At 58.7% G+C, this 14737-nt stretch carries 12 protein-coding genes; 2 read left to right on the top strand and 10 right to left on the bottom strand.

Annotation, left to right across the window (positions count from 1 at the left end; translation table 11 throughout):
* Positions 1-22: 22 nt before the first annotated feature.
* The 7 genes from ACP7B0_RS12705 to ACP7B0_RS12675 all read right to left on the bottom strand — a co-directional run bounded on the left by ACP7B0_RS12705 (position 23) and on the right by ACP7B0_RS12675 (position 6412).
* The gene (locus ACP7B0_RS12705) at positions 23-178 is read right to left on the bottom strand and encodes a hypothetical protein (RefSeq protein ID WP_426141728.1); all 156 of its coding nucleotides are present in this window, start codon (positions 176-178) and stop codon (positions 23-25) included.
* 372 nt (positions 179-550) lie between these two features.
* Positions 551-733: a hypothetical protein gene (locus ACP7B0_RS12700; RefSeq protein ID WP_426141726.1), complete on the bottom strand. Its 183-nt coding sequence runs from the start codon at positions 731-733 to the stop codon at positions 551-553.
* 176 nt (positions 734-909) lie between these two features.
* On the bottom strand, positions 910-2079 hold the full coding sequence (locus ACP7B0_RS12695) for a lactonase family protein (protein ID WP_426141724.1): 1170 nt from the start codon (positions 2077-2079) through the stop codon (positions 910-912).
* A 95-nt stretch (positions 2080-2174) separates the two neighbouring features.
* On the bottom strand, positions 2175-2471 hold the full coding sequence (locus tag ACP7B0_RS12690) for a DUF5629 family protein (protein WP_426141723.1): 297 nt from the start codon (positions 2469-2471) through the stop codon (positions 2175-2177).
* Positions 2472-2523: 52 nt separating this feature from the next.
* Positions 2524-3882 (bottom strand): MFS transporter, encoded by a 1359-nt coding sequence (locus tag ACP7B0_RS12685; protein ID WP_426141722.1) that lies wholly within the window; start codon positions 3880-3882, stop codon positions 2524-2526.
* A 107-nt stretch (positions 3883-3989) separates the two neighbouring features.
* On the bottom strand, positions 3990-4982 hold the full coding sequence (gene araD1, locus ACP7B0_RS12680; protein WP_426141720.1) for an AraD1 family protein: 993 nt from the start codon (positions 4980-4982) through the stop codon (positions 3990-3992).
* Positions 4983-5095: 113 nt separating this feature from the next.
* Positions 5096-6412: an MFS transporter gene (locus ACP7B0_RS12675; RefSeq protein ID WP_426141718.1), complete on the bottom strand. Its 1317-nt coding sequence runs from the start codon at positions 6410-6412 to the stop codon at positions 5096-5098.
* Between the two features lie 203 nt (positions 6413-6615).
* Here ACP7B0_RS12675 and ACP7B0_RS12670 point away from each other — a divergent pair, with 203 nt between their 5' ends.
* Positions 6616-8358: an IlvD/Edd family dehydratase gene (locus ACP7B0_RS12670; RefSeq protein ID WP_426141716.1), complete on the top strand. Its 1743-nt coding sequence runs from the start codon at positions 6616-6618 to the stop codon at positions 8356-8358.
* 386 nt (positions 8359-8744) lie between these two features.
* Positions 8745-9458, top strand: coding sequence for a FadR/GntR family transcriptional regulator (locus ACP7B0_RS12665; protein ID WP_426141715.1), 714 nt, complete (start codon positions 8745-8747; stop codon positions 9456-9458).
* A 96-nt stretch (positions 9459-9554) separates the two neighbouring features.
* Here the strand turns inward: ACP7B0_RS12665 and ACP7B0_RS12660 are convergent, their stop codons facing one another.
* The 3 genes from ACP7B0_RS12660 to ACP7B0_RS12650 form a co-directional block, all read right to left on the bottom strand.
* Positions 9555-11948: an efflux RND transporter permease subunit gene (locus tag ACP7B0_RS12660; protein ID WP_426141714.1), complete on the bottom strand. Its 2394-nt coding sequence runs from the start codon at positions 11946-11948 to the stop codon at positions 9555-9557.
* A 26-nt stretch (positions 11949-11974) separates the two neighbouring features.
* A complete protein-coding gene (locus ACP7B0_RS12655) occupies positions 11975-13081 on the bottom strand; it encodes a WD40/YVTN/BNR-like repeat-containing protein (protein WP_426141712.1) in 1107 nt (368 codons plus the stop codon).
* Positions 13082-13363: 282 nt separating this feature from the next.
* Positions 13364-14719 (bottom strand): DUF1329 domain-containing protein, encoded by a 1356-nt coding sequence (locus ACP7B0_RS12650; RefSeq protein ID WP_426141711.1) that lies wholly within the window; start codon positions 14717-14719, stop codon positions 13364-13366.
* Positions 14720-14737 lie beyond the last annotated feature (18 nt).

Here is a 14737-nt window from a genome sequence, read left to right as displayed (position 1 = left end):
CAATCACCCAGCGCCCACTCATTCAATGCGTGGTCCGATGGCCACTCGATGCATGAGCCTGAGGCGTCGTCAGTTGCGGATTCATGCTGGCAACCGTCACCACGGCAATCAAAACAACATAAAGAGCAATGGCGACATAGGCGCCCTGCTTGATTGAATGAAGAATGACAGTCGTCATGGTTGTAACTCCGTGATGGGTGTCCAGGCCGACACAATCGTAGAAAACCGCACGATTGAAAAACGATGACCCGGCATAGCGGATATCTGTTGAGTTGATGACTTCAGCAAGCTGTCAAACGCTGAATAAAAAAACCCGCAACGTTTATGGATGCGGGCAAAGGGGAATTCGTCTGACGCTTTCGCGAGCAGGCTCACTGGCAGAATTTGCAGGGTCTGATACGCAATGAACAGGGGTCGCAAAAACCTGGGTAAGCGAACATGCTCGAGAAAGCGGCGGTGACATCCAACGTTCATCTACAACGCGTTCGAGAATCCATTCCCCGGTATCGAGCCGTTCGTTAACGGGGAATGGATTCACCGGCAACCACTTTCATTGTTGAGTCTTGTGATCCAGTGCGGCGTAGAACCTGGCGCTCTGTTGCAGGTATTTAGGCGTATACGTCTGGGTGGCATGGGCTTTTCTTTCTGTAATTTCAACACTGGCCTGAGCAGGCAACGCAACAGTGGCGGAAATGGCAGACGCGGCGATGAGAGAGAAGACGTTTAAATTCATGGGGGTGACCCTCGAGTATTCTGTGGAAACAGCGTTTAAGTCTTGACCGTCTTGGCCGTGACTCAAACTTACCTTCGAGGGCGGTTCATTCGAAATGTTTTGTAGCATTAGCTGATATCAGCGGGATTAATACTCGGCTCAGCCCGCGTGTTTCGCGGGCCGAGCGTGACTCCCGACTACTTGTTGCTGAGGAAATGGAAATCCGAAGGCGAATCGAAATCCAGTTTCTGCACGGTGTCACCAAGCATCCCGGTTTTCGGGTCGACCTTGACGGTGACGATCTGATGACTTTTCTGGTTGGCAATCAGCATGAAACGGCCGCTTGGGTCCAGGCTGAACTCTCGGGGTTCGATGCCTTCCACGTGGCGGCGCTGAATTTCCTTGAGCTGGCCGTTGGCGTCGATGGCGAATACGAGAAACTGATTGGCCTCGCCCCGGTTGGCGACATACAGAAACTTGCCGTCGGCAGAAGTGTGGAGACCACCCGCTCCGACTTTCTGCTGCACGCCCTGGTTTTTCAGGTCAACCTTTTGCTTCAGCTTGAATTCGCCGTCGTGATAATCAAATACCGCCACTTCAGCGACCATTTCAAGCGTCAGCCAGGCCTGTTTGCCGTCCTCGCTGAACAACAGATGCCGAGGACCGCTGCCGGGTGGCAACGCAACGATGGGGTGCTTGGCCGGCTGCAAGGGCTGGGTTTTCTCGCCGTCGTAGCTGAACACGAACAGCTTGTCCGCTCCCAGATCGCTGGCAACGACATACTTACCGTCAGGCGTTGTCACAGCCGAGTGAACATGGGAAGACGCCTGACGCTCGACGTTGACCTTGCTGGCCCCGTGATCGTTGCTGACCTGCACCACGTCAGACAACCTGCCGTCCTTGCCCACAGGAATCACCGCCAGTGAGCCGCCCGGATCAGGCGCCACGGCGTAATTGGAGACGAACAGAAAACGCTCGTCAATGCTGAGGTTCGAATGGGTCGGCTCGTCACCGCGGCTCAACACTTGATTGACCGGCGTCACTTCGTGGGTCTTGGGGTCAATGGCAAAGCTGCTGACCTTACCCACCTCATCCTTGCCGCCGGGGCCGTTTTCGTTGACCACGAACAGATAACGTTGATCCGCGGACATCGTCAACCAGGAAGGATTGTGGGTTTTGATCACCTGTCGCGGCTGCGGGTCGAGCTTGCCGGTCTGGCTGTCGAAGCGATAACGGTAAATACCTTCGCTGGCACCCTGGGTATAGGAACCAATCAGTACGTCGTAGTCGGTCATGCTTTGAGCCTGTGTCGGTAAGGCGCTCATTGCGCTAACCAGCGTCAGCAATGGCAGAAATGTACGCGTCATAAACATTGTCTCTTTGAAATTATTACCGGCGTCTTCGACGCGGGAGTCACCTCTATGACAATGCCTGCCCCACAATGGTTTTATACAGGGGGGGTTTACACAGGGGTCTCTTCTTCAAGCTCGTCCACATCGTTGCTTGGGGTGAACGCGTCCAGGCATTTCAGACGGTGATCGCTGGCGCCATCGTTGATCACCCAGCTTTGCGCCGCGTCATCGAACGCTGCAGCATGAATCTGCTCCAGACTGAAACGCCAGGTCTTGCGCTCGCGACCGTCCATGCACTCGAGGGTGAGGAAGTCGCCGAGGAAAAAATCCCAGGCGTGCAGGCCGTCTATCTCCAGCATGGTCGCGCTTTTCAGGGAGTCGTGGAGGGTTGTCGGAGTGTCAGTCATATCATTCGCCTTCATGAAAAAGGCGAATGATAGGCCAAAATGCCCTGTCTGGTCAGGCCGAGGCTGGCGCAGGAGAGACGAGCGGCTTGTCGTGAATGGTTTCACGCACGTAATAGCGATTGGGTATACCCCAGATAATCAACGCCGTGGCCAACACGCAGACCGCGCACAGCACGAACAGCGCGGGCGTGGCGGCGCCCGTCAGGTCCTTGATCCGCCCGACCATGAAAGGCGCGATGATCCCGCCCAACTGACCGATGGAGTTGATCAGCGCAATCCCCGCGGCTGCTGCCAGGCCACTGAGAAAGCGCGGTGGAATGGTCCAGAAGATGGGCATCCAGGCGATGATGCCGGTCATGATCATGGTCATGCCGATCATCAACGGCACCAATTGCCCCGGAAAGCTGGCGCAGACCAGATAACCGGCGGCGGTCAGCAACGCGCAAGCCGCCATGTGCCAGCGACGCTCGCCATGTCGGTCCGAACTGGCACCGATCAGCAGATTACCCACCACCGCGCCTACATACGGGATCACCGTCAGCAGGCCAATGTCCATGGTGTCGGCCACGCCTGCAGTCTTGATCAACTGGGGCATCCAGAACAACAGGCCGGTCAGCGCCATGACCAGGCACAGATAAATGACCGACATGACGTAAGTGGTCGGGTGTTTCCAGATGTCTTTGAAGGTCTGGGGCGTCTCGGGCTGCACTTCCCTGGCCATGCGGGCCAGCACGACTTTTTTCTCCCGCTCACTCAACCAGGAAGCGTCTTCGATCCGGTCGCAGACGAACCAGAACACTACGACGCCCAACAGCACCGAAGGAATGCCTTCAAGCAAAAACAGCCAGCGCCAGCCGGGCATGCCCAACACACCATCGAAATGCCCGAGGATCAATCCGGCAATCGGACCGCCCACAATACCGCACAGGCAAATCGAGCTTTTGAAGTAGGAATTGACCCGCGCCCGACGATTCCCCGGATACCACTGAGTGAAGAAGTACAGCACACCCGGCACGAAACCCGCTTCCATCACGCCAATCAGAAAGCGCAAGGTGTAGAACCAGAACTCGCTTTGCACAAACATCATGCAGGCTGACGTGATCCCCCAACTCACCATGATTCGCGCGATCCACACGCGCGCGCCGATCTTGTGCAACAGCATGTTGCTCGGGACTTCGAACAGGAAATAACCGACGAAAAACAGACTGGCGCCCAGGCCATAAACAGTTTCGCTGAAGCCCAGATCGCTCTGCATCTGCAACTTGGCGAAGCTGATGTTGACCCGATCCAGGTAAGCGAACAGAAAACAGGCGATGAACAGCGGGATGATCCGCCAGTTCACTTTGCGATAAATCCGGTCCTCAAAGGCATCCTCGTCGAAGCTATCGACTGGCACAGTGTTACGGGTCATATGCGCACCTCATTGTTGTTATTGGGCGTTGCGGGGCATTGACGAAAGCAATTCATCAGCATCAGCGACCGAGACGGTGGGCCGTCACGGTCGCTCCGACGGACCTGTCAAAGGCGGCCGATTCCTCCCGGCTGAAAAGCGGCGTCGGTGGCGACGATCCCGTTGACCAACGGTTGGCCGAACTCGGCCTGGCTGATTTCAAACCGGTCCCCCGGCTGAGTGCGAATGCCGTCGGCAAAAGACAGGGTCGCGGTGCCGAAAAAATGCACGTGCACGTCGCCTGGCCGCAGGAACTGCGCGTATTTGAAGTGGTGGTATTCGAGGTTTTCCAGGCTGTGGCACATGTTGGCTTCCCCGCTGAGGAATTCCTTCTCCCAAAGCACGGCACCGTCACGAATCACCCGGCTGGTGCCGGAAAGATTCTGCGGCAGTTCGCCCACCCGCAACTCAGGCCCGAACGAACAGGCGCGCAACTTGGAATGGGCCAGATACAGATAATTTCGACGCTCCATGATGTGGTCGGAGTATTCGTTGCCGATGGCGAAACCCAGTCGATAAGGCTTACCGTCGTTGCCGATCACGTATAACCCGCTCAGTTCCGGCTCCTCGCCGCCGTCTTCGGCAAAGGGTGGCAGCGCAAAGGCCCCGCCAGGGCGTACAACGATGCCGCCGTCACCCTTGTAGAACCATTCCGGTTGCACCCCGGCCTGCCCGGCCTCGGGCTTGCCGCCCTCCACGCCCCACTTGAAGATGCGCATGGTGTCGGTCATCGACGCTTCGTCGCCCGCCTGTTGATGCATCTTGTCCCGGGCCGACGCGCTGCCCAAATGCGTCAGCCCCGTGCCACTGACCAGCAGGTGCGCAGGATCGGGGTGGTCAAGTGGCGGCAGAATGCGCTGTTCGCTGAGCAGTTGCCGATAGTCATGGCTGTCGCCCAGCCCCAGGCTGTCCACCTGTCGCGCCAGATCCGTGCCCGCATCAATGGCCGACAGCGCCAGCTCCCGAACGCTTTGAGCGCCCTTCACTTCCCGGATCAGATCGCCGTCTACCAGCCCCACGCGACGCTGGCCGTTGCTCAATTCGAATTGCACTAAATTCATGCTGTGACTCCTCTCAGAATTCGGGACAAAAACGGCAGCAGCCAACGTGTCGGGAAACTCGACGCAGTGAATCAAGTGCGGCGGTTCGTGAACAGGTTCGCTCCTGCACGGGACTAGCGGCTGCTACGCGCACTGGCTGCAAAATCGCTGGCTGGCAATACATGCTTGCGTTCCAGCAGGCGATACACCACGCCGGTCAGCACCAGGCCGAAGACCATCACGCAGGAAAGGAAATACAAACCGGACGCAAGATTGCCGGTGTATTCCTTGAGCGCGCCGATCACGAACGGCCCGATGTAGCCGCCCAGGTTGCCCACGGAGTTGATCAAGGCAATCCCGGCGGCGGCGCTGGCCCCGGCGAAAAACCGCCCTGGCAACGTCCAGAACACTGCCGTGCAGGAAAACAGCGAGAAGGCCACCAGACACAAAGCCGCCAACTGCGCGACTGGAACGGTCAGCCACGCACTGAGGAACAGGCCGATGGCGCCCAGCACATACAGCACTGCCAGATGGCCGTAGCGGTCGTTCAGTCGATCCGAACTGCGCGGCACGATCAGCAGACCGACGATGCCGAAAATGTAGGGCACCGACGACACGAAGCCCGTCACCAGGTCGGTGCCACCAAATTGCTTGATCAGCGTCGGCAGCCACAGGCCCAGACCATAAATGCTCAGCGTCACCGGCAGATAGAACAACGCCAGCAGCAGTACACGCTTGTCTTTCAAGGCATGCAGGGGGTTGCCGTGGCGGGTCTGACCGTACGCTTCGAGGTCTTTTTTCAGTTCACCCGTGAGCCAGTCTTTCTCGGCCTGATCCATCCATTTGACGTGTTGGGGGCCGTCCGGCAGCCAGCGCAGTACTGGCCAGGTCAGCAAGACCGCGGGCATACCGATCACAATGAACAGCCACTGCCAGCCGTGCAGGCCCAGTATGCCTTCCATGCCCAACAGCCCGCCGGACACGGGGCCGGTGATCATCATGGCAATAGGCTGGGAGAGGATGAACAGGCCGAGGATCTTGCCGCGATGGCGAACCGGGAACCACTGAGTGATGTAGTACAGCACCCCAGGGAAGAAACCGGCCTCCGCCGCGCCCAGCAGGAAACGCATGACATAAAAACTGTGCGGCCCCTGGACGAACGCCATGCCAATGGTGATAGCACCCCAGGTGATCATGATCCGGGCGAACCAACGACGAGCGCCGAAGCGTTCGAGCATCAGGTTGCTGGGGATTTCGAACAGGAAATAGCCGATGAAGAACAGACCGGCGCCCAGGCCATAGGCCGCATCACCGATGCCAATGTCCGCGCCCATGTGCAGCTTGGCGAAGCCAACAGCGGAGCGGTCCACATAGGCGATCAGGTACAGCAGGATCAGGAAGGGGATCAGTTTCAGGGTGATGCGACGAATAAGCCTGAGTTCCTGGCTCATGGGTGCGGTCTCCAATTGTTTTTGTTATGGAACCTGGGTCCGCCTCTGCCTTCGAGCACTCGCGTGCTTCTGCCAGGGTCGTCCCTCAATGAAAAACGACTATATAGTATTACTATTTAGCTCACAACTCTTCCAATAGCGCGAATTTGCGCTTATTTTAACGATCAGAAAAGCCATTAAGTCTTACAATAAGAGAGCCGATCATGTCTGATTCCGATAAAAAACCCACCCTGCGTTCTGCCCAATGGTTTGGTACTGCCGACAAGAACGGCTTTATGTACCGCAGCTGGATGAAGAATCAGGGCATCGCCGATCACCAGTTTCAGGGCAAACCCATTATCGGGATCTGCAACACGTGGTCCGAACTGACGCCTTGCAACGCGCATTTCCGGCAGATTGCCGAACACGTCAAACGTGGCGTGATTGAGGCCGGTGGCTGGCCAGTGGAATTCCCGGTTTTCTCCAACGGCGAATCCAACCTGCGCCCCACGGCAATGTTTACCCGCAACCTGGCCAGCATGGACGTCGAGGAAGCCATTCGCGGCAATCCGATTGATGGCGTGGTGTTGCTCACCGGTTGCGACAAAACCACCCCGGCACTGTTGATGGGCGCCGCCAGCTGCGACGTGCCCGCCATCGTCGTCACCGGCGGCCCCATGCTCAACGGCAAGCACAAAGGCAAGGACATCGGTTCCGGCACGGTGGTCTGGCAAATGCACGAAGCCTACAAAGGCGGGCAGATCACACTGGACGACTTCCTCGCGGCCGAAGGCGGCATGTCCCGCTCGGCGGGTACGTGCAACACCATGGGCACCGCCTCGACGATGGCCTGCATGGCCGAAGCGCTGGGCACCTCCCTGCCCCACAACGCGGCAATCCCCGCCGTGGATTCGCGCCGTTATGTACTGGCGCACATGTCGGGCATGCGCGCTGTGGAGATGGTTCGCGAAGACCTGCGTCTGTCGAAGATCCTCACCAGGCAAGCCTTTGAAAACGCCATTCGGGTCAACGCCGCGATTGGCGGTTCGACCAATGCCGTGATCCACCTCAAAGCCATCGCCGGACGCATCGGCGTCGACCTGGAACTGGACGACTGGACCCGAATCGGTCGCGGCATGCCAACCATTGTCGATCTCCAGCCATCCGGACGCTTCCTGATGGAAGAGTTCTATTACGCGGGTGGCCTGCCCGCCGTGCTGCGGCGCATGGACGAAGCCAGCTTGCTGCCTAACCCCGACGCACTGACGGTCAACGGCAAATCCATCCGCGAAAACACCCGGAACGCGCCTATCTACGGCGAAGACGAAGTGATCCGCGCCCTGGACAATCCGATTCGTGCCGACGGCGGCATCTGCGTGCTGCGGGGCAATCTCGCGCCATTGGGCGCGGTCCTCAAGCCATCTGCGGCGACGGCATCACTGATGCAGCATCGGGGGCGTGCCGTGGTGTTCGAGAACTTCGACATGTACAAGGCGCGGATCAATGATCCGGATCTGGACATCGACGCCACCTCGATTATGGTCTTGAAAAACTGCGGGCCGAAGGGTTATCCCGGTATGGCCGAGGTCGGCAACATGGGCCTGCCCGCCAAACTGCTGGCCCAAGGCGTGACGGACATGGTGCGGATTTCCGATGCCCGCATGAGCGGCACCGCTTACGGCACGGTGGTCTTGCATGTGGCACCGGAAGCGGCAGCGGGCGGGCCGCTGGCGGTGGTGCAGGAAGGCGACTGGATCGAACTCGACTGCGCCAGTGGTCGTCTGCACCTGGACATCCCGGACGCCGAACTGGCCGCTCGACTGGCGGACTGGCAGCCACCGCAGAAACTGTTGGCGGGCGGTTATCGCGAACTGTACGTCGAGCGCGTGTTGCAGGCCGATCAGGGCTGCGATTTTGACTTCCTGGTGGGTTGCCGAGGGGCTGAGGTGCCGCGTCATTCCCATTGATCGGTAAATGACAAAACGCTGCGCTGCACCCCAAAAACTGGACACTTATCCAGACTTTGGGGTGTTTTCGCGGGCAGATATTCAGCCACAGTTCAAACGCAAACCTACTCTCAATGGGGCCGGCTTCAGCCGGGAAGTGTTGTTCACCTTGTGGGGCCGGCTTCAGCCGGGACGAGGCCAGGGCGTTCGCTGCATCTGCATCGTCTGAACTACCCTTCCCGGCTAAAGCCGGTCCCATGGTCTCAGGAATGTGCGTCTGCACTGACCCCTTCGGGAATACATTCCCTCCCACAGGATTCGCGCTCATCATTCAAGCGTCCGTGGGACTATGGCCCCTGGATGCTATGATGCGCCGCACTCATCGCTCAGGATCGACATGCGTTCCCATGGACTACCGAAAGCCTTCCGCCCGTAAAAGCATGCACGCCCGCATCGTCCAGGAACTGGGCATGCAGATCGTCTCCGGACGCTTCAAACCCGACGAAAAGCTACCCGCCGAAGCGCTGCTGTGCGAAGAGTATGCCGTCAGCCGACCGGTCCTGCGTGAAGCGACCCGCGTATTGGTGGCCAAGGGGCTGGTCTATTCCCGGCCGCGCGTCGGCACTGTGGTCAAAGCCCGCCGGGAATGGCACCTGCTCGATCCGGACGTCTTGCACTGGGTCATGCAGAGCACCCCGCAAGCCGAATTCTTCAACCTGCTCACCAGCGTGCGTGCGGTTATCGAGCCCGCCGTCGCCGCATTGGCGGCCCAATACGCGACGGATGACGAAATCGCCTCCATCGACGAAGCCTACCAACGCATGGAAGCTGCGCCGAATCCTGAAGCGCTGTTGCAACCGGATCTGGACTTCCACAGTCGCATCGCCGATGCCACCCACAATGACTTGCTCGCCCATCTGTGCAACATGCTGTCCCTGGCCTTGCGTGAAGCCCTCAAGCATTCCAATCGACGGCCCAACCTGCATGAGCTGGCGCTCCCAAGGCACAAGGCAATCCTCACCGCCATCCAGAACCGCGATGCCTTGGGTGCTCGACATGCGACGCTGGTGCAGCTCGATGACGCCAGGAATGCGTTGAGCGTGGTGCTGGGTAGCGAGTAAGCGCCGGGAAAGCTGCATGACTGATGGCAATCATGCAGCGATCTCTACCCGACTGAAGGCGGTCCCACGACAGGAAACTCCGACCCCGCGCCGGGGTTAGTGGGCAAACAATGAATTCCCTTTTTTGCCCGCCATTTTCTCCGGTTTGATCAGGAAGCGTGCCAGGGCTGGCAACAGCCACAATGCACCGAACATGTTCCAGAGCAGCATGAAAGTCAGCATCAGGCCCATGTCCGCCTGGAACTTGATCGCCGAGAAAATCCAGGTGCACACGCCGATGGCCAGACACAGCCCCGTGAACAGCACCGCCTTGCCGGTGGACTTCAGCGTCTCGTAATAGGCTTCCTGTAACGGCAGCCCGGCACGCAGGAAGCTTTCCAGACGGCTGTAGACATAAATGCCGTAGTCGACGCCGATCCCCACACCCAGGGCAATCACCGGCAAGGTTGCGACCTTGACGCCGATGCCCATGAAGGCCATCAAGGCGTTAGCCAGCACCGACGTCAGCACCAGCGGCAAGACAATGCACAAGGTCGCGGCCCAGGAGCGGAACGTGATCATGCACATGGCTGCGACGCAGATGTAGACCAGAATCAGAATGGTCATCTCTGTCTGCTTGATGACTTCGTTGGTGGCCGCTTCGATGCCGGCGTTACCCGCTGCGAGCAGGAACTCCAGACCTTCGCGATTGTTCTCCTTGGCAAACTCCTGCACCGCATGCACCGCCCGATCCAGGGTTTCTGCCTTGTGGTCATTGAGGAAAATCAACAGCGGGGCCACCGAACAATCGTTGTTATACAGGCCGTCGGCACGGGCAATGGAGCTGTTGAGCACGTCCTTGTTGCGAGACAGGGACTCCCACTTCAGATTGCCCTCGTTCATGCCCTTGATCATTTGCTTGGAAACGGTCACCAGGGAAATCGCCGACTGCACCCCCGGCGTATTTTCCATCTTCCAGGTCAGTTCGTTGATGGCCGACATCGTCGGATACGCCGAGCACCCTTCCCGAGGCGTCTTGACCATGACCACCAACACGTCAGAGCTGGTGGAGTAGTTGTTGATGATGAAGCTGTTGTCCTTGTTGTAACGCGAATCCGGGCGCAATTCTGGCGCGCCTTGATCCAGGTCGCCAATCTTCAGGTTCTGGCTGTACCAAAGGCCGCCGCCAAAGGCCAGCAACGCCAGAATGATGGACACCGGAGCGACTTTGGCGCTGGCAAAGCCCGACAGCAATCGCCAGAAGGGATGCTCGGAAATCGCATCTTTCTTGCTACGGCTGATCGCCCTTTTGCTGATGCCCGCGTAGGAAATCGCCACGGGAAGCAGAATCAGGTTGGTGAACACGATGACCGCAACACCAATGGACGCGCCAATGGCCAGCTCGCGTATCACGCCGATGTCGATGATCAGCAAAGTGATGAAACCCACCGCATCGGCCAGAATCGCGATCATGCCGGGCAGAAATAGCTGCCGAAACGTGCGCCGGGCCGCCGTCAGAGCGTTTTCAGCGTCGCTTGATTGCAGGGCAATGCCGTTGATTTTCTGCACGCCGTGGGAAATACCGATGGCGAAAATCAAAAACGGCACCAGCATCGAATACGGGTCCAGCCCGAAACCCACCGCATGCATCAGGCCCAGTTGCCAGACCACGGCAATCAATGTGGTGATCAATACCGCGATGGTGCTGCGTATGCAGCGAGTGAACCAGATGAGCAATACCAGGGTAATCAGGAAGGCAACGCCAAAGAACAGCACCACCATCAACAGGCCATCAATCAGATCGCCCACTTTCTTGGCAAAACCCACGATATGGATTTTGACATTGGGGTTTTGGGCCTGATATTTGTCGCGAATTTTTTCTTCGAGCTGATGGGAAAACTGCTGGTAGTCCAGCTTGATCAGCTTGCCCTGATCCTGAGGGTCCGGGTATGACTCCAGCAGCGGAACATCCACGATGCTCGATTTGAAATCATTGGACACCAGACGCCCGACCTGACCGGACTTGAGCACGTTGTTACGCAGCAAGTCCAGGCTGCCCTGCGAACCGTCGTAGCTCTGCGGAATCACTTCGCCGCCCGCGAACCCCTCTTCGGTCACTTCGGTCCAGCGGACGCTGGGGCTCCACAACGACTTTAGCCCGGAGCGGTCGACACCCGGGATGTAAAACACCTCGTCGTTGATCTCTCGCAGCGTCTCCATGTATTGCCTGGAAAAAATGTCGCCATCCACGGCTTCCACAGCAATACGCACGGTATTGCCAAGGTTGGCCAGGTCGTTGCGATGCTCCATCATTTTTTCAATGAACGGGTGCTGCAGCGGGATCATCTTCTCGAAACTGGTGGAAGGGCGAATCAGGGTCGCTTGCCAGAAAAGAAAGACGCTGACCACCAGGCAGATGACGATCACTGCCGGCCGATTGTTGAAAATCAAACGTTCAAGGAACGTAGCCTTGTCGTTGTTGTGCTGCTGAGTGTGGTGGAGATTACTCATGCCGGAATGTCCCGCCTTGATGTTTCTTATTGTTGGGTCGACTCGGCGCCAGTGGGCGACGTAACGCGAACGCCACCCTGCCCGACCAGAATCAGATTGCCCTGAGCATCGGCCGTCACACCGGACAGCGAAATCCGGTCAGGTCGGTTGTACACCTGGAACGTCAGACCGTCGTCGGTGCTGCGCATGACGCTGCCGCCGTTACCCACCAACACCAGCGAGCCATCCGCCAGTAAGGTGGCGTTGGACAGCCCGAACTCCAGTGGGCCGCGCTCTGCCTGCAATTCGATAGGGCTCCAGGTGCTGCCGAAATCCGAGGAGCGATACAGGTTGCCACGCAGCCCGTAAATCAACAGCGTGCGGGGCTGGCCGGTGCCGATCGCACCGAACAGTGAGCCTTGGTAGGGACCTTCGAGCTTCTCCCATGTCTGCCCGTCGTCAGCGGAGCGAAACATGCTGCCCGCCTCGCCAACGACGAACAGCCCGGCATCACTGACGTGAGTAATACCGTTGAGGTGGTATTGATCTTCGTTATCGAGACGGTCGCTGACGTCTTCCCAATGCTGCCCACCATCGGTGGTGGTCATCAATGAACCATACGCGCCGACCGCAAACCCTGTGCTGAGGTCCTTGAACCAGACATCCAGCAACGGAGCCTCGCGTTCAAGGTCCTCGAACTGTTTGGTCCACGTCATGCCCCCGTCGCTGCTGGCGAGGATCTGCGCGTCGTGACCAACGGCCCAGCCGTGTCGGTCATCGACGAAATAAACAGCCGTTAGCAATTGCCGGGTCGGCACCTTGGCCTGGGTCCAGGACTTGCCCTGATCATCGGAATACAAAATGTGACCACGGTCGCCCACGACGACCAGACGCGAACCGGCATGCGTCACGTCCAGCAAGAGCCCGCGTACCGATCGGGGAGATTCAATGGAGTAAAGCGTAGCCGGATCGCCACCGGCGCTGCTTTTTGCGCTTTCGGTGGTGGCCATGACAGGGGTGATAAAACTCACCAGCACCAGGGCCGCGAGTGCTGAAAAACCGTTCGCCAGGGGTTTGCCCGTGCGGAGTGCCAGTGAACAGCCAGCGGCTGCGTCTGCACCGGACTGGGTGCGCCGATCTACAGGCTCACTCATGGAGCGTTCCCCTTTATTGTTATTAGGTCCATCGAAGCCTGACCAGCGCCTGCAAAACCGCTGCAGACGCTCTAACCATAGCCTTTCGGAAGCAGACCTATCCTATCCAGCTTTCGAAACCCGTGACAATCGACAAGACGTTATCTTTTGTTAAGCGGACTTCGTGATTGACCCGTTATCAGCGAGCTTGATGCCCGCGCGCAGAAATGGGCCCAAGCAGACGCATCACTGACAGAGCGGCGTGCAGTGCCAAAGCTCCACGCCGCTGAACAGCTCCCTGCCTTAGCGCAACCCTCTGCGCCGCAATGCGGCAGGCTTGAATTCACTGTCCTCCGGCGGCGCCTGACTGAAGTCGATGGTGCCGCCCTCCTCGTTGACCAGATTTTGCACGTGATACCGGCGCGCCTGCAGATCGTGGAACACGTCCAGCGCAGACCACGTGGTGGGCAGCTCGTAGTAGTTTTTCAGATAGGCCAGGGACACCCGCCACAACTCGCCACGCCCATCGTATTGATCAACCACCGCGGCCTGCCAGCTGTCTTCGTCCAGATACAGCGTTCGCCTGGAATAGACATGACGCGCACTGGACTTCAGCGTGCCCTCCACCACCCATACCCGGTGCAGCTCATGACGAGTGTAGGCCGGGTTCAGATGACCAGCCTGCAACAGCTGTTTATACGTCACGTCCGGACTGGAAACCCGGTAGTTGTTGTAAGGAATGTAAATCTCCCGCTTGCCCACCAGCTTCCACTCGTAGCGGTCCGGCGAGCCGTTGAACATGTCGGTGTCATCCGCCGTGCGCAGGCCGTCGGCTGCGGGAATCGGCGTGTCGTAGGCCAGACTGGGGGCTCGCCTGACGCGGCGCTGCCCGGCGTTGTAGGCCCAGGCCTGACGCGGTTCCTGCACCTGATCCAGGGTTTCGTGCACCAGTACCGCAGATCCGGCGAGGCGTGCCGGGCTTTTGATAAAGGACAGGTAATAGAACAGGACATTGTTCAGATCGGCATAGGCCCCCTTGGGATCATAGAACTTGAACATGGCCTCCTGCTGAGAGGTGATCGGGCTGAAGCTGCCGTTACGTTGCACGGCGACCTCTGAAGCCCGGCGCACCACGTACTCGCCACGGTAACGGGCTATGTGATTCCAGACCGCTTCGACACCGGTTTTGGGCATCGGGAACGGAATCCCGCCATAGGCCTCGGTGAATCCATTGCCGCCGTCTGCCAGCTTCGCGCTCAGGGCATTCTTGCGCGTGTTGTCGTACACCCATTGCGGCGCTGATCCCGAGCGGCGCGTCACGTACACCGGCATCTGATAGGTGGCCGGATACGTATCGAACAGGGCAATCTGGCCCGGCGTCAGGTGGGCCCGGTATTGATCCAGGTTAGCCTTGGTGATGGTGAACAGCGGCTTATCCGCAGCGAAAGGATCAACGTGAGGTTTACCGGACCCTTGATAACCCGCCGGCGGCTGGGTGATGCCCCCATTCCACGCCGGGATGGTGCCCGCCTGATTGCCGGACTTTTCGCCCCCCAGCGGCGTCAAGCCTTCGCCAAGGCTGGCGAAACCCGCAGCCATCACGGTATTGGCACCCAGCGCCAGCGCAACGGCCGCTCCGATCAAGTGTTTGATCAGCATATGACTCTCCTTGTTTGA

It is taken from the genome of Pseudomonas sp. DWP3-1-2, assembly GCF_049896285.1.
Taxonomy (GTDB): Bacteria; Pseudomonadota; Gammaproteobacteria; order Pseudomonadales; family Pseudomonadaceae; genus Aquipseudomonas.
The sequence above is the reverse complement of the archived record's forward strand: the minus strand, read 5'-3'. Positions and strand labels throughout refer to the sequence as shown.